Origin of the sequence: Pseudomonas californiensis, from assembly GCF_021147775.1 — a bacterium.
GTDB classification, from domain to species: domain Bacteria; phylum Pseudomonadota; class Gammaproteobacteria; order Pseudomonadales; family Pseudomonadaceae; genus Aquipseudomonas; species Aquipseudomonas californiensis.
The window spans coordinates 228,650-251,181 of the sequence record NZ_JAGTPK010000001.1 but is presented as its reverse complement, the minus strand read 5'-3'; the positions used below and the strand labels follow the sequence as shown (position 1 = coordinate 251,181).

Here is a 22,532-nt window from a genome sequence, read left to right as displayed (position 1 = left end):
CAACAAAAAACGCCGCAGGCCTTGAGCTTTGCGGCGTTTTTCGTTGTATCTCTCGCTGTACTTCGCGGCGTTGTCTTGCGGCCTTACAGACCGCCGACGTGGAACGCTTTCACTTCCAGGTATTCGTCCAGACCGTAGCTGGAGCCTTCACGGCCAAGACCGGACTGCTTGATGCCGCCAAACGGCGCGACTTCCATGGAAATGATCCCGGTGTTCAACCCCACCATGCCGAATTCCAGCGCCTCACCGAAACGCCACGAGCGACGCAAGTCCTGGGTGAAGTAATAGGCACCCAGGCCGTAAGGCGTCGCATTGGCCAGCGCCAGTGCCTGGGCTTCGTCAGTGAAACGCATCAGCGGCGCAACGGGGCCAAAGGTCTCTTCGCTGGCCAGCAACATCCCGGCATGAGTATCGCCAAGTACCGTCGGCTGGACGAACTGGGTGTCACCTTCTGGCATGCTGCCGTAAAGCAGTCTGGCGCCCTGGCTCAAGGCATCGCCGATGTGCCGGGCGACTTTGCTGACGGCTGCCGGGTTGATCAGCGGGCCAATGGTCACGCCGTCCTCCATGCCATTGCCGACTTTGAGCTTGGCCACTTCTTCCACCAGCCGTGCGGCGAAGCGGTCGTAGATGCCGTCCTGCACCAGAATGCGGTTGGCGCACACGCAAGTCTGCCCGGCGTTGCGAAATTTGCTGAGCATGATGCCTGCGACAGCCTGCTCCAGGTCCGCGTCATCGAACACGATAAAGGGTGCGTTACCACCCAGCTCCAGGCTCAGACGCTTGATGTGCTCGGCACTCTGGCGCATCAGCAGACGCCCCACGGCGGTCGAACCGGTGAACGAAATCTTGCGCACGACCGGGTTGCCGGTCAGCTCTTCGCCGATACCGGTCGGCATGCCCGTGATGACGTTGAAGACGCCAGCCGGGATCCCGACGCGCTCGGCCAGCACGGCCAACGCCAGGGCCGACAGGGGCGTGAGGTCAGAAGGTTTGACGATGATCGGGCAACCCGCCGCCAGCGCCGGAGCGCATTTGCGAGTGATCATGGCATTGGGGAAATTCCACGGCGTAATGGCCGCGCAGACACCGACTGGTTGCTTGATTGTCATCAGGCGACGGTCAGCGCTCGGCGTCGGAATGGTTTCACCGTACGAGCGACGCGCCTCTTCGGCGAACCATTTGACGAAGCTTGCGCCGTAGCGAATCTCGCCACGCGATTCGTTCAGTGGCTTGCCCTGCTCAAGGGTCATGATCAATGCGAGGTCTTCGACGTTGTCGAGCATCGCCTGATGCCAGCGCTCCAGCAAGGCCGCGCGTTCGGCAGCAGGGCGTGCGCGCCAGGCGGGCCAGGCGCGATCTGCAGCCTCAATGGCACGTCGGGTTTCAACGCCTTGCAAGGCCGGCACCTGCGCCAGGACTTCGCCGGTGGCCGGGTCGGTCACTGTCAGCGTCGCACCGTCGTCGGCACTGATCCATTGCCCATCGACGTAGGCACGTTCTACCAGCAGGCTGGGGTCTTTCAACTGATTCTTGAACATGGTCGAGTCCTGTTCCGGGATGACTGCCAGTCTAAGCAGCCACCACAGTCCAGGATGCTGAAAGCAGGATGTCGGCAGCGTCCGATGCTGAAATTCGCGCCCGGACGGCAGCGTCTACTGCTTCAGCGAACCCAGCAGACTCTGCAGAAAACGCTCACCGGCGTTCATCTGGCTTTCTTCGATAAACTCGTCCGGCTTGTGCGCCTGCTCGATGGAACCCGGCCCGCAGACCACCACCGGCACGTTGAGCCGCCCGGCGAAGAGACCGCCTTCGGTGCCATACGACACCTTGATGTGCTGGGTGCCCGGTTCGGCAAAGGCGTGCAGCATGCGCACCGCCTCGACCGTGGGATGGGTCTCCAGCGCCGGGTACTCGTTCATGATTTCGATCTCGATGGCCGCGACGCCCGACAACTGCCGGGCTTCGCGCACCAGCACCTCGGCGCGCTCGCGCAGTTGGGCGAGCAATTGATCGGGATCATCGCCCGGCAGGTTGCGGTACTCGAATTCCATGGTGCACAGGTTAGGCACGATATTCAGCGCCTTGCCGCCGTCGATACGGCCGATGTGCAGGGTGCTGTAAGGAATGTCGTAGCCCTCGTCACGCGGGCCCTGTTGCTCGATCTGCACCTGACTCTTGCGCAGTTCAGCAATGAAATCGCTGGCCAAATGAATGGCATTGACCGCGCGCGGTGCCAGTGAAGAATGCGCTTCCTGCCCACGGCAGAATGTGCGGTAGGAGCTCTTGCCTTTGTGGCCGACGGCAAACTGCATCAGGGTCGGCTCGCCCACCACGCACAGGAACGGTCGCGTCGGCGCCAGGTGCAGAACATCCAGCAAGCGCCGCACACCCACGCAGCCAATCTCTTCGTCATGTGACAAGGCCAGTTGCAGCGGGCGGATGAGGCTCATGTCTGCTGCGTCGAGCATGGCGTCGATCGCCAGCGCGATAAAACCTTTCATGTCACACGTACCGCGCCCATAGATACGTCCGTCGCGCAGCGTGGCCTCGAACGGCGGCAGGGTCCATGCCTGCCCGGCAGCAGGCACCACGTCGGTGTGCCCGGAGAGCAGCACACCCGGCTGATCACGCGGGCCAGTGCTGGCAAACAGATTGGCCTTCTTGCCCGTCTCGTCCTTGACGATCAGCGACTCGATGCCTTTGCTCGCCAACAGGTCGCGAACGTACTCGATCAGGGCCATGTTCGACTCCGACGAAACGGTGTTGAAGGCGATCAGACGTTTGAGAATTTCCAGTGCGCGGGGTGTCATGAGGCTTTACTCGCGTGTTCGGTGACAATGGCAAAACGGCGAATGTCGAAATCGCTGATTGAGGTGCTGGTACTGCCGGTGCTGATCAACTCAGCCATCACGTCGCCCACGCCAGGGCCAAGCTGAAAGCCGTGGCCGCAGAAGCCGAACGCATAGAACAGCCCGTCGACCTTGCCGCTGGAGCCGATCACGGGCAGCGAATCCGGCGTGTAGCTTTCGATACCGCTCCACACGCGGATGATATTCAAGTTGCCGATGCCGGGCAGCAGACGACGCATCTGCTGTATTTGATTGATGGTGCTGTGCGGGTCGACGTGGGCACGGCGGTTGATCATGTCGGGCTTGGTACGAACGCCTCCGCCAATCACGATGTTGCCGCGAGCGATCTGCCGGAAATAGATCACCTCGTGAGGGATTTTGGTGTACACCCCGATCACCGTCGGCAACGCATACGGTACGGGTTCGGTCACCGACATTTGCGGGCCAAACGTGTCGAGTGGCACCGGTTCACCAAACTGCGCCGACAGCTTTTGCGCCCACGCACCGGCGGTGATCAATAATTGATCAGCCGTGAAAATACGCCCATCGGTGGTGGTGACTTCAAATACATTGCCGACTTTTTCGACATTGGCGACTTCGGTACGCTCTTCAACCCGAGCACCGGCACGAATGGCCGCGCGTGCGAAGGCCGGGGCCGCCAGGCGTGGATTGGCATGACCGTCGTGGGGCGCATAGGAGCCGCCCTTCACGTCGGCACCCAAAAACGGGAAGCGTTGGTGCAGCTCTTTGCCTGCGTAGACTTTCAGGTCCAGTTCGCGGGCCTCGGGTGCCGCTGCATAGGCTTCAAGGTCAGGGATTTCATCTTCGCGATAACACACGCGCATGTGGCCGCTGGGCAGAAACTCCAGATCCTCGCCAATCAGCTCAGGCAAGCGCTTCCACAGCGCCCACGAGCGGTTGGACAGCTCCAGCTGGCCCAAGTGACGCCCTTGGCGACGCACGTTGCCGAAGTTCACGCCACTGGCGTACTGACCCACCACGTCGCGTTCCAGCAGCGTCACCGAGCGTCCACGCTGGCGCAGAAAGAACGCCGATGCCGAGCCCATGAACCCGCCACCGACAATCAGCACATCGACTTTCGGCTGCCTCATGACACCACCTCGTCTGTGTACATCGACAACGGTTTGACCGGGGCCTGGCCGCGTTGGCGGCCGACCTTTTCAACCGGCACACCTGACTCTGCAGCGATCACTTCAGCACCCGCCTGCGAACAGTAACGACCCTGGCAGCGACCCATGCCGACGCGACTGAACGCCTTGGCACGGTTGACTTCGCAGGCGCCTTTTTCACGCACCACGCCGCGCAACTCGCCCGCGCTGATCATCTCGCAGCGGCACACAATCGCGTCGTCCGGCAAAGCGGCTGCCTGCGCGGCGGGCCAAGGGAATGCCTCGGCCAGACCAACGCGGAAGCGGTCCATGACCACCAGACTCTTGCGCACATCATCCACCAACTGGCGGCTGACAGGTTTGCCAAGGTCTTCCAGCAATGCCAGCGCGGCCAGTCGGCCTGCCTGCTCAGCGGCATCGGCACCGCGAATCTTTGCCCCGTCGCCGGCCGCATAAACGCCTTTGACCGAAGTCCGACCTTCTTCATCGACGGCCAGCACCCATTGGCCCGACACCTCATCGAAACGCAGACCGCAACCGGCCAGATCAGCCAGCTGGGTTTCTGGCCGCAGGTGATACCCGAGCGCCAACGCATCACACGGCACCGTCAACGTGTTGCCATTGGCCAGTTGCACGCGCACCGCGCTCACACCTTCCTGCTCATCACCGAGAATTTCTTCGGGTTTCACGCCCAAGTGCACCGGCACCTTGGCGCGGTACAGCTGAGCCAGCAGTTTCATGCCGTTGAACAACAGGCCCGGACGCGCCAACAGGTTGGGCATCGCGCCAATACGCTTGCTGAACGGTGACGTGTCGAGCACTGCCGCCACATCGGCACCGGCTTTGACGTACTGGCTGGCAACCAGATACAGCAGCGGGCCGCTGCCCATGAACACCACGCGGCTACCGATGGAAACCGACTGCGACTTGAGCGCAATCTGCGAACCGCCCAGGCTATACGTACCCGCCAACTGCCAGCCCTTTATGGGCATCAGGCGGTCGGTCGCGCCGGCACACAGCATCAGCGCGTCGTAATCCACGACCGTATGCAGACCCTGGTTGACGCAGCACAACTGGCCTGCTGTGAGGTTCCACGCCAACGTATCAGGCCGGTAGTCGATCTGGCTACGCAGCCGGTCAAAACTTTCGTGAAGGTCGCGGGCCTTGGCTGCCTCGGTTCCATACAACGCAGAATAGTCGCGCTTGAAACCTTCTGGCTGACGGCGGTAGATCTGTCCGCCATCACGGCGGTTTTCATCGATCAGAATCGGTTTGATGCCTGCAGCCAGCAGCGTTTCGGCGCAGCGAGTGCCTGCTGGACCGGCGCCCACGATGACCACTCGAGGGCTGTCTGACTGACTGACAGTTAACCGTGAAGAAGTGGCCATTTCGCCTCCGGCTGTGTGGTGACGATGTCCAGCCCGTTGCGGACTTCGTTGGAGCAGGCACGCAGGCGCTCACCGCTGCGGGTCCAGACCCAGCAGTCCTGGCAGGCACCCATCAGGCAGAAACCGGCACGGCGCCCCGAATCGAACTCGGACTGGCGCAAGGCAGCTTTTCGGGTCAGCAGCGCCACCATCAGGGTGTCGCCCTGCAAGGCTTCAACGGGGGCACCGTCGACGATCAGGTTGACGACCGGACGATCACGCTCGCCCAGCCTTACAAAACGGCCGCTCATGCGTAGGCTCCCACGGTCATCGAGTTCAGGGTTTTCTGACGGGCCTGCAATTCATCGCTGTCACGGTGGCAAAGAATTTCGCTGCCGCCTGCAATGACGCGGCGAGTCGGTGCGGTCTTGTTGCACAGGCCTTCGACGCGAGCCGGGCAGCGGTTGAGAAAGGTGCACAGCTCAGGCGAGCGCGAAGGTGCCGTGATCGGTGGCAGCTTGCCGGTGTTGTTGACGGCACAGGTTTCCAGCCAACCCTGACGCAGTTCCGGCACCGAGTTCACCAACAGGTCGGTGTACGGGTGGAAAGGCGCCTGATTGAACGCGTCGCGGCTGCCCTCTTCGACCTTGTGACCGCTGTACATCACGACGATGTCGTCGCACAGCGCTCGCACGGTGGAGATGTCATGGCTGATGAAAAGATAGGAAACACCCAGCTTGCGGCGCAGATCACCCAACAGTTCAAGGATGCACGCCCCGACCACCGTATCCAGCGCCGAGGTCACTTCATCACAAAGGATCAGATCCGGCTTGGCCGCCAGCGCACGGGCCAGGTTGACACGTTGCTTCTAGCCGCCCGACAGCTCGCTGGGCCGACGCTCGGCCAGCTCCAGCGGCAGACGCACCAGGTCCATCAGTTCATGGATACGATCCAGCAAGGCTCTGCCTTTGAGGCCGAAATACATTTTCAGTGGCCGAGCCAGAATCGCCATGACGCTGTGCATCGGGTTGAGTGCCGTGTCGGCATTCTGGAACACCATCTGGATGCGCCTGAACTGGTCTGGCGTGCGGCCCGCCAAGGTGCCGGACAGCTCGTCACCGTCGAACGTCAGGTTGCCTTTGGCCGGGTCCAGCAGACCTGCCACCACGCGGGCCAGGGTTGATTTGCCCGAGCCTGACTCTCCGATCACGCCGATGGCCTGGCCGCGGCGTATGGTCAGGTCGATGTCTTCCAGTACCCGAATCATCGGCAGGCCTTGCAGGTCCTTCTTGCCGTAGCCTGCGGTCAGGCCTTTGATGGTCAGCAGCGTGCTGTCCTTGACCATGTCGCTGGCCGGGGACATTTTTGAATCAGGACGTGCGGCGGCCAGCAGCGTGCGGGTGTATTCCTCCTGCGCACCGTCCAGCAGTGACTGGGTGCTGCTCTGCTCGATGATCTTGCCGCCATTGAGCACGACGATCTGGTCCGCCATCTGCGCAACCACCGCCAGGTCGTGGGAAACGTAAACCGCTGTTGCGCCGCGATCGCTCACCACACGCTTGAATGCGCGCAGCACGTCGATCTGCGTAGTGACGTCGAGGGCAGTGGTCGGCTCGTCGAGGATCACCAGCAAGGGGTCGCTGATCAGCGCCATCGCTGCCATGACCCGCTGCAACTGACCGCCCGACACCTGGTGCGGATAGCGCTGGCCGATGCTGTCCGGGTTGGGCAAGGCCAGGTCCCGGAACAGCTCGACTGCCTTGGCCTCCAGCTCCGAGCGGCTGCCCAGCCCGTGAATCAGGGCACCCTCGATCACTTGATCGATCAATTTCTTCGCCGGGTTGAACGCCGCAGCCGCGCTTTGTGCAATGTAGGAAACGCGATTGCCGCGCAGGCCCTGCAGCTGTTCTTCCGGCAGGCTGAGCATATCGTGCTCACCTATCTGAACCACGCCACCGGCCAGCTTGCAGCCACGCCGGGCGTAGCCCAGCAGCGCCAGCGCAATGGTGGTCTTGCCGGAACCTGATTCACCGATCAGCGCCAGCACTTCGCCTTTTTCCAGAGAAAAGCTGACTCCTTTGACGATCTCCAGATCGCCGTGCTCGGTCTCGGCAACGACGCGCAAGTCTTGCACACGAATCAATTGGCTCATCTCAACGCCCTCCCGCACGGCGGCCACGGCGCGAGGCCAGCCGGTCGATAAACAGATTGACGCCGATGGTCAACGAGCCGATAGCCAGCGCCGGAATCACGATGGCTGCCGCGCCCTGATTGAGCCCGCCAATGTTTTCGCGCACCAGCGAACCCAGGTCTGCGTCTGGCGGCTGCACGCCCAGGCCCAGAAAGCTCATGCCGCTGAGCAACAACACAATGAAGCCGAAGCGCAGACCCAGGTCAGTCAGGACCGGGTTGAGCATGTTCGGCAGGATTTCCTTGCACGCTATGTAGATCCGGCCTTCGCCACGGGTACGCGCAACCTGTACGTATTCCAGTGCTTCAATGTTCACAGCCAGGCTGCGCGCGATGCGGAATGCACCGGGCGTATAGCTCAGCACTGCCGTGCACACCAGCAGCACTTCGGAGGAGCCGAATGCAGACACCATGATCAACGCGAGCATTTTGCTGGGGATCGAAATGAACGCATCCATCAGGCGACTGATGATTTCATCCAGCCATTTGGGCGCGACAACCGACAACAGCGCGCAGAGTGTGCCCAGTCCACTGGCCAATACCGCAGACACCAGCGCGAGCCCCACGGTAAAGCGTGCACCGATCAGCACCCGACTGAGCATGTCGCGGCCCAGATAATCGGTGCCGAACGGGTAAACCGCGCTGATGGTGTCAAACACGTTGTCAGACACCACCTCACCCACCGGATGCGGCGCAATCCATGAGCCGAACAACGCGACCATCAGCCAGAGGAAGCAGATCGATGCACCCACCAGACCCAGCCACGGCGTTTTACGAGGCAGCTTGGCAGGCGGGATGACAGGCGCGGGCGCTATCGAATTCTCAATCGAAGGGTTCATTGGGTTCTCAGCCTCGGATTGGAAAGAATTGCACACAGGTCAGCCATCAGCACCAACCCAAGGTACGCGGAGCAGAACAGCATGGTGCAGCCCTGAACCAGCGCCATGTCGCGGTTGGTCACGGCATCGACCATGAGACTGGCGATGCCGGGATAGTTGAAGATGGTTTCAACGATGACCACACCGCCCAGCAGATAGGAAAGACTCAAGGCAACGGCGTTGACGATGGGGCCGACTGCATTCGGTAGCGCGTGGCGCAACACGATACGCACCGGGCTGACGCCCTTGAGGCGAGCCATTTCGACATAAGCGCTGTCGAGCTGATCGATCACGGCCGCGCGAGTCATGCGTGCCATCTGGGCGACGATGACGCAGCTCAGGGTCATCACGGGCAAGGCGTAGGTGCGCATGAACTGCCATGGTGAGCTTGCATCGCCGCCATAGGACAACGCCGACAACCAGCCCAGTTTGACGGCGAAGATCAGTACCGCGAGCGTCGCCACCAGAAATTCGGGCACTGCCACCAGCGCCAGGGTAATCAGGCTGAGTGCACCGTCGATGCGCCCGCCACGAAACATTGCCGAACCAATACCCAGCGTCAGTGCAACGGGCACCGACACCAGCGCGGTGGTCGCCGCCAGCATCAGGGTATTGGGGAAGCGACCAGCAATCAGATCGGAAACCGGCATCGCGTTGGATACCGACTCACCGAAATTGCCACCGATCAGGTTCATCAACCAATGCAGATAACGCACCACCCCTGGCTGGTCCAGACCCAGCTTGATGCGCAATGCCGCGACCTGTTCAGGGGTCGCGAATTGCCCAAGTGCCTGTTGCGCCGCGTCTCCCGGCAGCACCGCCGTGATGGCGAAAACCACCATGGAAACGATCAACAACGTCACGATCGCTGCGCCGAAGCGCTGAACGATCAACCAGAGTGTGTTGCTATTCATCTGCATCCTCCCGCTTGGTTTACAACCGCATTACGCGTCCAGCCAGACCTGCTCACTGAACATGTAGCCCATGAAGCCGCCCAGCGGGTTGCTGGAGTAGCCCTGGATACGCTTGTCCACACCGTCAATGTTGCTGATGAACACCGGGATGCCAATGCCGCAGTTCTGGCTGACCAGGGTCTGCATGTCGCCATACATCCTGGCGCGCTTGTCGTCGTCGGTTTCGCCGCGAGCCAGCATCAGCAGTTGGTCGAACTGATCGTTCTTCCAGCCCGACTCGTTCCAGGGTGCGGTCGACTGGAAGAACTGCGAGAAGATCACGTCGGCATTCGGGCGCGGGTTGATGTTGCCGAAGCTCAGCGGATGCTTCATCCAGTGGTTGGACCAGTAGCCATCGCTTGGCAGGCGGTTGACGTTGAGGGTCAGCCCGGCCTGTTTGGCAGACTGCTGCAGCAGCACGGCGATGTCGACCGAACCGGTGGCGGCGGGCGAAGCGGCGACTGCCATGGTGATCTTTTCCATCCCTGCCTTCTTGAGCAGGAACTTGGCCTTTTCAGGGTCATAGGCACGTTGCGGCAGGTCGGCATTGAAGTAGCGAGAACCAGGAGAAATCGGGTGGTCATTGCCCACACGGGCATAACCACGGAATACGGCCGATTTTATCTGTTCACGGTCCAGCAGGCACTTCATGGCCTCAGTGAATTCCGGGCTCTTGCCAGGCATCTGGTCCTGACGAATGATCAGGTCAGTGTAGTTGCCCGACGGAGCATCTATCACCCGGTGCCCTTTACTGGCCGCGACGCGAGTGGTCGAGCGCGGATTAATCGCGTTGACCATGTGCACCTCGCCTGACAACAGGGCGTTGACCCGCGACGGCTCATCGGCGATGGCGATGAATTCGATCTCGTCCAGATACGGCAGGCCCGGCTTCCAGTAGTTCGGGTTGCGCGCACTGATCGAGCGTACGCCCGGGGTGAATTCCTTGACCGTGAACGGACCGGTGCCGATGCCTTTGCTGAAGTCGGTGGTGCCTTCGGGCACGATCAGCAGGTGCGAAACCGCCAGAATCGAAGGCAGCTCGGCATTTGGAGCGCTCAGGGTAATCTGCACTTCGAGCGGACCGGTGGCCTTGATCTCCGCGAACTGAGTCATCAGTGGCAGGACTTTCGAGCCGGTGGCCGGGTCCTTGTGACGCGACAGCGAGAACACTACGTCAGCAGCGGAAAGCGCTTTGCCATTGTGGAAGGTCACGCCGTTGCGCAACGTGACAGTCCATACGGTGGCGTCGCTGCTTTCGATCTTCTCCGCCAGTTCCATGTGCGGAACCAGGCGGTTGTCGAAACGCGTCAGGCCGTTGTAGAACATGAAATGGCGAACGTAATCGGTAAATAGGGCACCACGGGCCGGGTCAAGAGTATCGCTAGTGGAGGTTGAGATACCCGCCACACGGATACGACCACCGGGTTTGCCTTTGACAGGGGCCGCAGCGTCATCGGCAAATACCTTGCCCGCTGCGCCGAACAGGCTGGTGGAGCCGGCAGCGACTACGCCAGCGACACCCAGCATCCGCAGCGCATCGCGGCGCGACAGACCACGATTGAGTCCCTCAAAAACCCGCAGGCTGTCTTCGCCTGTGATCAACTGGGAATCGGTTTTCTTATCAGCCATATCAGTTCTACCTGTCGAAAAGGGGGAAATCCCGAATTGCTCCCGGTTATCCGGAGCGTCCTTCAAACACACACGACGACGGTTAAACACATACTCAATGACGACTGTCCTGGTAGCGGTAGTAAGCGCCAACCAGAGGCAGGAACCAAGGCTTGCCGAAATGGCCGGGGATGGCTGGCCAGTTCAGGTTTCTCCAGGGATTCGCCTGCGCCTTGCCTTCCATGACCTGCGCCATGACTTGCCCCATATGCACCGACATCTGCACACCATGGCCGCTGTAGCCCATGGAGTAGAAGACACCGTCATGCTCGCCTGCACGCGGCAGACGGTCGGACGTCATGTCCACCAGGCCACCCCAGCAGTAATCGACCTTCACGTGGGCCAGTTGCGGAAACATCTGGACCATGGCCGCCTGCAGCACCTTGCCACTCTTGGCATCGGAGCTGCTGTTGGACATCGCGAAGCGTGCCCGTCCGCCGAACAGCAACCGGTTGTCCGGCGTCAGCCGGAAGTAGTTGCCGATCAAGCGACTGGTCACGTAAGCACGCTGATTGGGGAACAACTGATCGATCAGCGCTTGCGGCAACACCTCGGTCGCGATCACGAAGCTGCCGACCGGGACGATGCGTCGGCTATACCAGCCCAGGCCGCCGTGCTGACACGCACCCGTTGCCAGAAAAACCTGACCTGCCTGAATGGAACCCTTCGAGGTATTGACCAGAAAGCCGTTGCGGTTAGCTTTCCAGTCCTTGACCGTGGCGTCTTCATACACCTTGGCACCGTGGCGTACGGCGGCTTCAGCCAGGCCGACGCCAAAGCGTCCGACATGAATCTGCACACCGTTGCGCTGCAGCAAACCGCCGTGAAACTCGTTCGAACCGATTTCGGCGCGTACATCCTGCGCCGAAAGCAGTTCGACGTCGGCATCGACCTCACGCCGGATCAGCTCGCAGGTGCGGGCGATGCCTTCGTAATGGCCTGGCTTGGCTGCCAGCTTGAGCTTGCCATTGCGTTTCATGTCACAGGCAATGCTTTCCTGCTCGATCACGCTGACAACGCTCTGCACAGCGCTTTCGTAAGCCTTGTAATATTCGCGGGCCTGTTCGGCTCCAAGGCTGGCGCTCAACGACGCATAGTCCTGAGCAACACCAGTATTGCACTGCCCGCCATTGCGGCCGGACGCTTCACCGATCACTCGGCCTGCATCAACGACCACCACACTGGCACCTTTCAAAGCCAGGGCACGCGCTGCCGACAGGCCAGTGAAACCACCGCCCACCACGACCACATCGGCCTGCCCCTCGACCGCGCCAGCTTGCGCGCCGGTAAAGTCTGGAGCCGTATCGAGCCAGTAAGACTCACTGCGCATTCTGTTCCCCTTGTCACTCATGGAAGAGCACCTTGAAAAATGCCGGTGTTACCGAGTCGATCCGCTTACAGACCGACCAGACCCGCCAGACCGCCGATGTCCGGGATCTGGTGGTAGCTGTAGGACGCATGAGCTGGCTGCTCATGGCCGCGCGCTACGAATGCCTTGTTCTTGATCTTCATATCGTGGGCCGAGAACAGGTCGTAACGGAAGCTGGACGACACATGCAAGATGTCCTCCGGACCGCAGCCGAGGTTGTCGAGCATGAACTCGAAAGCTGCCAGGCGGGGCTTGTAGACCTTGGCCTGATCCGCGGTGAACACCTTGTGGAACGGCGCGCCCAGCTTTTCGACGTTGGACATGATCTGACTGTCGCTGGCGTTGGAGAAAATCACCAACGGGATCTTGTCGGCAATTTTCGACAGACCGGCCGGGACGTCAGCGTGCGGACCCCAGGTAGGAACGGCGTCGTAATAAAGCTGACCTTCTTCACGGTACTCAACGTTCCAGCGCTTGCAGGTACGTGACAGAGCAACCTTCAGGATTTCGTCGTAAGGCATCCAGTCACCCATGACCTGGTCCAGACGATACGCCGAGAAGTCCTTCACGAACTGGTCCATCTGCTCGGCGGGAACCCGATCTGCGAAGAGCTCGCGGGTCATGGTGCCCATATGAAAATTGGTCAACGTGCCGTAGCAGTCGAACGTAATGAATTTTGGTCGAAGAAAGCTCATTGTGTGCGGTCCTGAAAGTTCGTTGGGGTCATGGCATGACGAGCAGATTGCCCTGTTGTCAGGGCCGCGATGCACGCTGCAGCACACCGTCATTACAACACCGTGAAATCAGCAGATGGCGTTAAAAGCGATGGCAACTTGATAGAAACCACCGTTTTGAGGTGCGCGCTCAGCAGACTTTGCGGGGCGCTCCAGCCTTGGGCAGAGCCCGGTTTCCGGTGCCTTTTTGACCCTTTTGAGGGCGTTCAGGCTCAAGAACAGGGGTTTGCACCGCAGAACCTGCGCTTTTCGATAACTCTGCAAGGCATGTGCACTGGGCACCGTATGCGGCACGATCCACGGCCTGACAGACACGCCATTTGTTGCAGCTATATAAGGCTGGCCAACGGCAGAAAACCCTCAAGCATTTGCTGCCGGTGTATCGCGCGATTTAAGCAGTAACTGTGGTCTGGCAAGCTGCCTTTTGAGGAATCTGCCGAATGCTTGAAACCCTCTTGTCACCCCTGCCAACAGATGGGATACAGCAAGCCTGCCGCATCCTTTTTATCGCCTGAACATCCTTTATGGAGGGAGACACCTCATGCTCGCTCAACAGCGCGTGGACCTTGAATACCGCCCCATGACCGAGGCCGATGTCGGCAACGCCCATGAGCTTTCCGTCGCCTTGAAGTGGCCGCACAGATTCGAAGACTGGGCCATGCTGCAACGCGTCGCCCAGGGTTTCGTCGCCCTGCACAACGGCCGCCTGGTCGGCAGCGCCTTTGCTTGCCATCAGGGCGAGTTCTCCACGATTGGTCTGGTAATCGTCAGTGATGATTATCAAGGCAAGGGCATTGGCCGCAAGTTGATGGAGATGGCCGTGGGTTGCATACCGCCGCGTACCGCAGTCCTCAACGCCACCGTGGCAGGCGCCCCGCTATACGCCAAGATGGGCTTCGTCAGCTTCGGCGCAGTCTCGCAATTCCAGGGCCAGGCACAACAGCCAGCACCGACTGACCTGAAAGCAGGTGAAACCTGCCGCGCATTGAGCGAAGCGGATCACGCCCGCGTTGTGGAACTGGCCAGTGCGGGCACGGGCATGGACCGCAGCGTCACGCTGGGCGATGTGCTCAACGACATCGAACACGCGGTCGGTATCGAGCGCGACGGCACGCTTCGGGCGTTTGCCACGCTGCGTGCATTTGGCCGCGGCCTGAGCATCGGACCGGTTGTCGCCGAGAACGAAGATCAAGCAAAACACATGATCGAACAGTTACTGGCCAAAGTGCCTTACGCCTTTGTGCGCATCGACATCCCGAGCGACTGTAATCTGGCTGATTGGCTGGAAGACGCTGGCCTGAAACGCGTCGATACGGTCACGTCCATGAGCATGGGCAAGATCCCTACACCTTCCCAGGGCGTGCGTCAGTTCGCACTGATTACCCAGGCCATCGGCTGATCGCCCAGAGACCCACACCATGACTCATCCATCTGTCCTGCTGCTGGCCAGTGCTGATAACAGCCCGGTCGCTACCGAGTTCACCACTGGCCCTGTCGACGCCAACGACCCTTTCAGCGAAGGCCGCCGCACGGCCTTCATCGACGATCAGGGCATCGCCGCCGGTGTCGTTCATTTCGGGGCCACGCTGTCGGTAGACGCGTATCCCTACACTGAGATGCTGGTCGTGCATCGCGGCAGCGTCACCCTACGTTCAGGTGAAGAGAGCTTCACTTTCGGTACTGGCGACAGCGCCGTGATCGGCCGTGGCACTCAGGTCCATATCGACGCCCAGCCTGACAGCCTCTGGGCGTTCTGCGTGGCCACGCAGGCCACCGGGCCGGACAAGCCGGGCGTCACACCGCTCGACCGCCTCGCCACGCTCACGCCGTCATCGCCGCCGGACCCGGCGATCATGATCAGCGCGCTGCCACAGTGCCGCAGCAACAATATCTTCGAGGACACGGCCAGCAGCTTGCGCATCGGCGTCTGGGATTCGACCCCTTATGAGCGCATCTCACGTCCGCACAGGATTCACGAGCTCATGAACCTGATCGAAGGCAGCGTGACGCTGGATGTCGAAGGCGGCACCGCTGTCGTCGTCCAGCCGGGCGACACCGTCTTCGTGGCGCAGGGCGCGCCTTGCAAATGGACCAGCACCCACTACGTGCGCAAGTTCTACGCAGTGACCTGATGCCAGAGCCGCGCTCTTCAATCCCCTTGAAGGGCGCGGCAGTTGCCGACTACTTTCGGCCGCGCAGTTAATCGGTTTGTCTGCTGTCAGGCAAGTATAAAATCTTTATTTCAGCCCTGCTTAATCAATACATTGATAAGTGCTTGCCTTGCTTTGAATTTCTGATAAAACAGAGCCACGACCAAAAACAGTAACGACTTTTATCCACTAATGATTCACGCTTCCTACAGCGTGAATTTAATTTTCCTACACACTCAAACCGGACATTCGCTATCTGACCTGCGCGAGCCTTTCGCGAACTTGAATACCCCCTCCTTTTATCTTTAACGGGACGATATACATCGGCCGCGGATAACCGTTGCTGAAATTCGTCTTCAGCTTGATTGATTAAAAAAACATGAAGTTAATCGTTTAATCCAAGGAGCTTTATCCATGAAATCTTCCAAACTTTTGTCAGCAACTATTGCTGCCGCTACTCTTTGCGTCTCCGCCGCAGCCTACGCAGGCCCACCGGTTGCGGTAACGTTTAAAAACCTCAGCGGCGAAGCCGCGGAGTACATAGCGGTTACCCGAAATGAAATGTCTACGCAGATGAATGCGAAAACCCCGATTGCACTTGAGGTCAAAGCGGGTGGTACAAACACGTATACCGTGCAAAGTACGATCTCTCCTGATACAAGTTACGCCAGTGTCCGCTACGTGATCGGTTCCAAAGTCTGTGTATTCTCGACGACCTTTATCAAAAGTTCCGGTGCAGGTGGAGTGAGGGTACCTAAATGGACCCGGACAGCGACGCCTGGCGGTGGGGCCATTTGTACGGCAACTTCCAGAGTGAGCAACCTGTCCACTTCTGCTTGGGCGGCAGAATTCACCATGAAGTAAGCGCAACAATGCGTACGCATCAAACGTTGATGTGTACGCACATGAACCCGGTTCAAGCTTGGTCAGAACAGGCCGATACAATGTGGAAGTTAACGCCATGGACCCGGCGCACACTGCGAGGACGCAGGCATGCTTGATACCCCTATACTCTCAAACGTCAGCACCTATCCCTTAGCCAGTGCTACTGTAGAAAAGGCTTCTGCAGTCAACATAGCTACCGCCCCTGAAAGTGCTCTTATCACCACCGCACACTTGGACAGGGCCACACTCTCCACCGTGGCGCGCCAAATCAGTGATAGTGTCGTACGCGCAGAAATCCGTGACACGCGTCTCAGCTTCAAAGAGCTGGGCGCCTTGGCAAAAGACATCATCGACAAGATTGCGGGCCCCCACTATTACGCCAACCGTGCGAAGAACGATGCGGAGATTCCGGATACGGATGATCCTGTGCGTCTGGAGCGGGCGAGACAGGCCACTCGGTTTGAACATGGAGCAGGACACAATCCATTCGCCGGCCTGTCTCAGGATCAACTGAGGTTGATCATGTACGACGAAGGAGGCGCTTTTACGATCAATGAAAGAAGCGCAGCCTTTTCAGAAAACCACGCACAACAGGAAATCTGGAACAAAGCCATCAGCAAACGGTACATAGATGAATACAACGAAACGGGCAAAAGCACCCAGACGCTACTCATGATTCTGGCTCATTACAACGAGCTGCCACCGATAGAAAAAGCCCGGTATCCGGCAAACTATGTTGCCAATTTGACTTCAGGTGACAACTCAGCCCTTCAGATCTTCAATAGTCGGAGTAACCGGAATAACCCCGACATCTCGTCAGGAGGCATCGGCACGCAGCATGACGGACAGACCTGACCGATACGAAAACCTGAGTGCTGACGAGGACGATGTATCGTTTCGTGTCGGACGACGCAAGCCACGGCTGATCTCTACGCTTCAGCGTAATCTACTGGTTACTCTGGTGCTGATGGGGCTGGGGGGCTACGGCGTGTTTCATTACACCCATACGCCCGAACGAATCGTCGCCGACACGCCAACGCCTCATGCGCCGTCAGCGCTACCCGTGGCGGCCGAACAACTGGCACCCGCTGAAACGCTGCCGCGACCTCAGCCGCTTGCCGATTGCCTGGGCCCTGACAGACTGATCGATGACGCGGTCATCGCCTGCCGGTTTGGGCAACGCCCGCAAGTGGCTCATGATCCAGATGCACAAGGCATGGTCTCGGCCCAGTACCTGGGCCAGTATCAGGCTGATCGGCGCACTTCTGCGCAACGGGCCGTGAAACAGTCGGCGCCTGATTCAGCTGTCGTGTGGCAATGGGATAGAAAGCGTACTTACGTGGCCGCCTGGACCGTTACCGACAATCGCATCGATGGCAGCAGTGTCTGCGGCAATCTGCGCAGGGGTTCGATTGACTATCGGGAGTGCCGCAAAGGCGCCAAGGTGTATTTCAAAGAGCAGTGCAGAACCAGGTCTGACTCGGTTGCGCGTCAGCGCTACTGCAGTGCTGCGAACGGGTTCAGTCCGCTGGGCTGAACCCGCATTTGGCGAAATCAGGCTGTCAGGCTCAGCCTGTAGAACTTGCTGTCCACTGCCATGAGCGGAAAGCTTTCAGGCAGGTTTTCCTTGGCCACTTCGCTGAAGCCGTGCTTCTCATAAAAGCGATGCGCGGCGAGGAATTTGTCAGTGGTGCCCAGCAAGACATCACTGATGCCTTTGGCTATGGCGTCTTCGATCAGGCGATTCAGCAGTTTTGCCGCCACTCCGTGCTCCCGCCCCCTGAACGGCGCAGCAACGAACATCTTGCGCAGCGCGGCCTGGCCCGCCCCGATGTCCTTGAGCCCGACAGTGCCGATGACCCTGTCGCCAAGGCTGGCTACCCAGAAATCACCCATCCCGCTTTGGTAAAACAACGGAATCGCTTTCAGGTCCGGCTGGTCCGCCGCCGTTATGGCGATCCCGAACTCCTCACTCTGGATTGGCAGAATGACGTCCAGCACACCCTGCTGGTCATTCGGCTCAAAGCGTCTTATCTGAATCCCGGTCTCATTCACCGCACCGCTCCTTGTCATCATTTGATACAGGAAACAGTATCGCGGACAAGCAAACGCCCCGACAAGTCGAGGCGTTTGCTGAAGCATTTTCAAGCGCTGCGCCAGGACGCAGCCTCAAAGATGTTTAATTACAACTTCGGGCCGGCAGCCTTGATGGCCTCGCTCACTTCGAACTTCTTGAAGTTCTCGATGAACAGACTTGCCAATGCTTTGGCAGCTTCATCGTAAGCGGCCTTGTCAGCCCAGGTGTTGCGTGGGTTGAGCAGGTTGGTGTCAACGCCTGGTACCGACTTCGGTACGTCGAGGTTGATGGTATCCAGGTGCTCGGTTTCAGCACCGATCAACGCGCCGCTCTGAATGGCTGCAATAACGCCACGAGTGGTCGGGATGTTGAAGCGCTTGCCAACGCCATAGCCGCCACCGGTCCAGCCAGTATTGACCAGGTAGACCTTGGAGCCGAAGCCACGGATGCGCTTGATCAGCAGGTCCGCGTAAACGCCAGCCGGACGTGGGAAGAACGGCGCGCCGAAGCAGGTGGAGAAGGTGGACTTGATACCCGAACCCGAGCCCATCTCAGTCGAACCGACCAGCGCGGTGTAACCCGACAGGAAGTGGTATGCAGCCTGCTCTTCACTGAGGATCGACACAGGCGGCAGAACGCCGGTCAGGTCGCAGGTCAGGAAAATCACGGCATTTGGCTCGCCGCCGAGGTTTTTCTCGGCACGTTTTTCGATCAGCTCACGCGGGTAGGCCGCACGGCTGTTCTGGGTCAGGCTGCTGTCTGCGTAATCAGCTTTCTTGTTGGCGTCCAGAACGACGTTTTCCAGAACGGCGCCGTGCTGAATGGCTTTCCAGATCACCGGCTCGTTCTTCTCGGACAAGTCGATGCACTTCGCGTAGCAGCCGCCTTCGATGTTGAAGACAACATTTTCGCCCCAGCCGTGCTCGTCGTCGCCGATCAGGTAACGGCTCTCGTCGGCTGACAGGGTGGTCTTGCCGGTGCCGGACAGGCCGAAGAACAACGTCACGTCGCCCTCTTCACCCATGTTGGCCGCGCAGTGCATCGGCAGAACGTCAACTGCTGGCAGCAGGAAGTTCTGAACCGAGAACATGGCCTTCTTCATTTCGCCGGCATAACGCATGCCTGCGATCAGCACCTTGCGGGCTTCGAAGTTGATGATGACGGTGCCGTCGGAGTTGGTGCCGTCACGCTCCGGGTCGCAAACGAACCAGGGGGCGTTCTGGATTTCCCACTCATCCTTGCCTGCCGGGTTGTACTGTTCAGGGTTGATGAACAGGCAACGACCGAACAGGTTGTGCCAGGCAGTCTCGGTGGTCATCTTGACCGGCAGGTAGTGCGCCGGATCTGAGCCTACATGAACGTGGGAAACGAAGCGCTCGCGCTCGGCCAGGTAAGCGCCGACACGGTTCCACAAGGCGTCGAATTTCTCGGACGGAAACTTGCGGTTGATCGGACCCCAGGCGATTGCATCCTGAGTGCCAGGCTCTTCAACGATGAAACGATCGACCGGCGAACGGCCAGTACGATGGCCTGTCTGCACAACCAGTGCGCCAGTGTCGGAAAGTTCGCCTTCGTTACGGGCAAGGGCTTCCTTGACCAGTTCGTCGGTGCTCAGATCGGTGTACACAGCGTTGTTGGTTTGCGTCATGAGGTTCCCCGTCGGCCGGTGGCCGAGTGCTCCAAACGGTTTTGTAGTAAAAAAACAACCACTACTACAGCGTAAAAGTGGGCCGGATTATGCCAGAAATGCCCAGAAATGGTAGGACCCTCCTGTCAGAACAGCATTACAGGGGCCCACACCGTGTTCTGGGGCTGTTTCTGTCCCGATTAATGACGCGTGTCAGATGGCGAATCGACACCGCCGCCAGCAAACAGCTGGGCGACGTCAGTGGCATCGAACAGGTAACGCTCGTTGCAGAACTGGCAATCGATCTCGATTGTGCCGTTATGCTCGATCACCAGTTGCTGCGCGTCCTCCAGCCCAAGACTGACCAGCGCGTTGGCAGAGCGTTCACGTGAGCAACTGCAGCGGAAGCAGATGGGCTGTACGTCAAACAGACGCACAGGGTCTTCGTGATACAGGCGATGCAGGATGGTTGCATTGTCAAGGCTGAGCATTTCCTCAGCGGAGAGCGTGCTGGCCAAGGTCACCACATGCTCCCAACTGGCGTCGCGCTCTTCGGGATCCGGGATCTGCGCCGCTGGCAGCTGTTGCAACAGCAGGCCACGGGCGCGCTGACCATCGGCCTTGAGCCAAAAGCGTGTGCCCAACTGCTCGGACATCACGAAATAGCTCGACAGGCTTTCGGAAAGATCGACGCCGTCCAGCGCCACGATGCCCTGATAACGCTTGCCCTGGCGCGGATCAATGGTCAGCGTCAGCGAACCTTCGGGCATCAGGTCTTGCAGGCCCGCATCAGGCGTGATCAGCGACTCTTCGTAGCGGGCAATGCCGCGAAGTTCGCGTTCGCTGGAGCACTCGACCATCAATAGCGGTACTGCACCACTGGAGCGCGCCTGAAGAATCAGCAAGCCTTCGAACTTGAGGGTGCCCACCAGCAGAGCCGCGGCCGCCATCAGCTCGCCGAGCAACTGAGCGACAGGTTCAGGGTAGGTATGTTTGGCAAGCACTTCGGCATAGCTGCGCTCAAGTACTACCAGCTCTCCGCGAACGTCGCTTTCATCGAACATGAAGCGCTGGGTGAAATCGTTTTCTGATAAATCATGCATAAGAAGAGGGTATCTGAAGTGATGACAATGGATGGCGGCGGCGCATACAGCGCCGCCCGAAGCTGGAACAGGGTGAGTGCCATGTCGTTTGACAGGCATTTTAGGAGCTATCCCGCACTCTTCCAAGCCGGGCGGCGTTTCGCCTTGCTCAGGACAACGGCGACAAGTTGTCTTGCAGGCGCATCATTCGCTGTGCTGACCGCCGCGAAAATCGAATAATTGGCGGCGTTGTTTCTTGGTCGGACGTCCATCTGTGGTGACGCCGAGGTTGCCTGCCTTGCGCTGAGCAGCCGCATTTTCACGCTTGACGATGCTTTCCGGCGTTTCACGGTAAAGGGTCTGCGCCTCTGGCGCACCGCGCCGAACTATCGACAACGCCTCGACCACAACAGTACGTTCGTCGAACCCCATGCGAATCTGAAACTCATCGCCGACACGCGGTTCCTTGCCGGGCTTGCAACGTTCGCCGCGGCAGTGCACCTTGCCACTTTCTATTGCCGCCTTGGCCAAAGCGCGCGTCTTGAAAAAGCGTGCAGCCCAAAGCCATTTGTCCAAACGGACCTTGTCGTCTTCCTCTGGCTTTTGAGCCATATGAATTCCTCATTAGTGTGACAGTCAGAACTTTACTAGGCTCGACGCGAAAAGCGACTGCCCCCGGTCGCCAATTTTTGCCTGCCTCCACAAACATGAAGTAACCGATCCGTGCTTGTCAAAATCAGCCATCACCCGTTTAAAAGCTCTCACCTCATATGGAGTGCGATGTGACAGAATTTCCAGCTTCATTAACCGCACCCAGAAAAGGGTGCGAGGGTTGTGTCGGCAGTCCGCCGCTCAGCTTCTCGTTCGACTACGCGTACCAGCCTATCGTCAATCTGCGCGACCAGACGGTTTTCGCTCACGAAGCGCTCGTGCGCGGCCCGAACGGTGAAGGCGCCCATTCCGTGCTCAGCCAGGTCACCGACCATAACCGTTACCGCTTCGATCAGGCGTGCCGTACCACGGCCATTGCCGGTGCTGCGCGGCTGGGCATGAACGAACGCTTATCCATCAATTTTTTACCCAACGCCGTTTATCGCCCCGAGCTGTGTATCCGCAGCACGCTGGAGGCTGCCAAAGAGCATAACTTTCCGATTGATCGATTGATTTTCGAGACCATAGAAAGCGAACATGTCGATAACCACGGGCATTTGAGCAATATCCTGCGTGAATACCGTGAGTTCGGCTTCATGACCGCCATCGATGACTTCGGGGCGGGCTATTCGGGCCTGAGCCTGCTGGCCGACTTCCAACCCGACCTGATAAAACTCGACATGAATCTTATCCGTGATATCCATCGTGATCGCGCGCGTCAGGCTATTGTTCGTGCTGTTGTCACAATGTGTTCGGACTTGGAGATTAAAGTCATCGCTGAAGGCATAGAACACAGCGAGGAACGTGATTTTCTCGCCGATTGCGGCATTTTCCTGATGCAGGGCTACTGGTTCGCCAAGCCTGCATTCAAGGCCTTGGCTCAGGTCAGCCCTGACGCCTGGCAGTAGTCCTTAGAAGT

At 59.3% G+C, this 22,532-nt stretch carries 20 protein-coding genes and 1 pseudogene; 6 read left to right on the top strand and 15 right to left on the bottom strand.

Annotation, left to right across the window (positions count from 1 at the left end; genetic code table 11):
• Nucleotides 1–83 precede the first annotated feature (83 nt).
• The 11 genes and pseudogenes from KDX37_RS01225 to KDX37_RS01175 form a co-directional block, all read right to left on the bottom strand.
• Nucleotides 84–1,541, bottom strand: a complete 1,458-nt coding sequence (locus KDX37_RS01225; protein WP_231650797.1) for an NAD-dependent succinate-semialdehyde dehydrogenase — start codon at nucleotides 1,539–1,541, stop codon at nucleotides 84–86.
• Between the two features lie 114 nt (nucleotides 1,542–1,655).
• Nucleotides 1,656–2,813: an acetylornithine deacetylase gene (gene argE, locus KDX37_RS01220; RefSeq protein WP_231650796.1), complete on the bottom strand. Its 1,158-nt coding sequence runs from the start codon at nucleotides 2,811–2,813 to the stop codon at nucleotides 1,656–1,658.
• The gene (locus KDX37_RS01215) at nucleotides 2,810–3,964 is read right to left on the bottom strand and encodes an NAD(P)/FAD-dependent oxidoreductase (protein WP_231650795.1); all 1,155 of its coding nucleotides are present in this window, start codon (nucleotides 3,962–3,964) and stop codon (nucleotides 2,810–2,812) included. The genes argE and KDX37_RS01215 overlap by 4 nt, the downstream gene beginning before the upstream one ends.
• Complete coding sequence (locus KDX37_RS01210) at nucleotides 3,961–5,370, bottom strand: FAD/NAD(P)-dependent oxidoreductase (RefSeq protein ID WP_231650794.1); 1,410 nt, start codon at nucleotides 5,368–5,370, stop codon at nucleotides 3,961–3,963. Before KDX37_RS01210 ends, KDX37_RS01215 begins: the two co-directional genes overlap by 4 nt.
• Nucleotides 5,349–5,660 (bottom strand): (2Fe-2S)-binding protein, encoded by a 312-nt coding sequence (locus KDX37_RS01205; protein WP_231650793.1) that lies wholly within the window; start codon nucleotides 5,658–5,660, stop codon nucleotides 5,349–5,351. Before KDX37_RS01205 ends, KDX37_RS01210 begins: the two co-directional genes overlap by 22 nt.
• Nucleotides 5,657–7,501 (bottom strand): annotated as a pseudogene (locus tag KDX37_RS01200) (ABC transporter ATP-binding protein). Before KDX37_RS01200 ends, KDX37_RS01205 begins: the two are co-directional and overlap by 4 nt.
• A gap of 1 nt (nucleotide 7,502) precedes the next feature.
• Nucleotides 7,503–8,378, bottom strand: a complete 876-nt coding sequence (locus KDX37_RS01195) for an ABC transporter permease (protein ID WP_231650792.1) — start codon at nucleotides 8,376–8,378, stop codon at nucleotides 7,503–7,505.
• Nucleotides 8,375–9,331 carry an ABC transporter permease gene (locus tag KDX37_RS01190; RefSeq protein ID WP_231650791.1) on the bottom strand — a complete coding sequence of 319 codons (957 nt, stop codon included), beginning with the start codon at nucleotides 9,329–9,331 and terminating at the stop codon, nucleotides 8,375–8,377. The genes KDX37_RS01195 and KDX37_RS01190 overlap by 4 nt, the downstream gene beginning before the upstream one ends.
• Nucleotides 9,332–9,361: 30 nt before the next feature.
• Nucleotides 9,362–10,999, bottom strand: coding sequence for an ABC transporter substrate-binding protein (locus tag KDX37_RS01185; protein WP_231650790.1), 1,638 nt, complete (start codon nucleotides 10,997–10,999; stop codon nucleotides 9,362–9,364).
• A 94-nt stretch (nucleotides 11,000–11,093) separates the two neighbouring features.
• The gene (locus tag KDX37_RS01180; RefSeq protein ID WP_231651006.1) at nucleotides 11,094–12,368 is read right to left on the bottom strand and encodes an NAD(P)/FAD-dependent oxidoreductase; all 1,275 of its coding nucleotides are present in this window, start codon (nucleotides 12,366–12,368) and stop codon (nucleotides 11,094–11,096) included.
• A 65-nt stretch (nucleotides 12,369–12,433) separates the two neighbouring features.
• Nucleotides 12,434–13,102 (bottom strand): haloacid dehalogenase type II, encoded by a 669-nt coding sequence (locus tag KDX37_RS01175; protein ID WP_231650789.1) that lies wholly within the window; start codon nucleotides 13,100–13,102, stop codon nucleotides 12,434–12,436.
• A gap of 580 nt (nucleotides 13,103–13,682) precedes the next feature.
• Here KDX37_RS01175 and KDX37_RS01170 point away from each other — a divergent pair.
• From KDX37_RS01170 to KDX37_RS01150, 5 genes are all read left to right on the top strand, one after another.
• Nucleotides 13,683–14,540, top strand: a complete 858-nt coding sequence (locus tag KDX37_RS01170) for a GNAT family N-acetyltransferase (RefSeq protein ID WP_231650788.1) — start codon at nucleotides 13,683–13,685, stop codon at nucleotides 14,538–14,540.
• Between the two features lie 19 nt (nucleotides 14,541–14,559).
• Entirely contained in the window at nucleotides 14,560–15,273 is a 714-nt protein-coding gene (locus KDX37_RS01165) for a cupin domain-containing protein (protein WP_231650787.1), read from the top strand.
• Between the two features lie 432 nt (nucleotides 15,274–15,705).
• Complete coding sequence (locus tag KDX37_RS01160; RefSeq protein ID WP_231650785.1) at nucleotides 15,706–16,155, top strand: hypothetical protein; 450 nt, start codon at nucleotides 15,706–15,708, stop codon at nucleotides 16,153–16,155.
• 129 nt (nucleotides 16,156–16,284) lie between these two features.
• Complete coding sequence (locus KDX37_RS01155; RefSeq protein WP_231650783.1) at nucleotides 16,285–17,031, top strand: hypothetical protein; 747 nt, start codon at nucleotides 16,285–16,287, stop codon at nucleotides 17,029–17,031.
• A gap of 70 nt (nucleotides 17,032–17,101) precedes the next feature.
• Entirely contained in the window at nucleotides 17,102–17,713 is a 612-nt protein-coding gene (locus KDX37_RS01150) for a hypothetical protein (protein WP_231651004.1), read from the top strand.
• A 17-nt stretch (nucleotides 17,714–17,730) separates the two neighbouring features.
• Here KDX37_RS01150 and KDX37_RS01145 read toward each other — a convergent pair whose 3' ends face one another.
• The 4 genes from KDX37_RS01145 to KDX37_RS01130 form a co-directional block, all read right to left on the bottom strand.
• Nucleotides 17,731–18,231: a GNAT family N-acetyltransferase gene (locus KDX37_RS01145; protein WP_231650781.1), complete on the bottom strand. Its 501-nt coding sequence runs from the start codon at nucleotides 18,229–18,231 to the stop codon at nucleotides 17,731–17,733.
• 128 nt (nucleotides 18,232–18,359) lie between these two features.
• A complete protein-coding gene (locus KDX37_RS01140; protein ID WP_231650779.1) occupies nucleotides 18,360–19,901 on the bottom strand; it encodes a phosphoenolpyruvate carboxykinase in 1,542 nt (513 codons plus the stop codon).
• Nucleotides 19,902–20,080: 179 nt separating this feature from the next.
• Entirely contained in the window at nucleotides 20,081–20,983 is a 903-nt protein-coding gene (hslO, locus tag KDX37_RS01135; RefSeq protein WP_231650778.1) for an Hsp33 family molecular chaperone HslO, read from the bottom strand.
• Between the two features lie 183 nt (nucleotides 20,984–21,166).
• Nucleotides 21,167–21,574: an RNA-binding S4 domain-containing protein gene (locus KDX37_RS01130; protein ID WP_231650776.1), complete on the bottom strand. Its 408-nt coding sequence runs from the start codon at nucleotides 21,572–21,574 to the stop codon at nucleotides 21,167–21,169.
• A gap of 170 nt (nucleotides 21,575–21,744) precedes the next feature.
• Here KDX37_RS01130 and rimA point away from each other — a divergent pair, with 170 nt between their 5' ends.
• A complete protein-coding gene (gene rimA / locus KDX37_RS01125; RefSeq protein WP_231650774.1) occupies nucleotides 21,745–22,521 on the top strand; it encodes a S6 modification regulatory phosphodiesterase RimA in 777 nt (258 codons plus the stop codon).
• Nucleotides 22,522–22,532 lie beyond the last annotated feature (11 nt).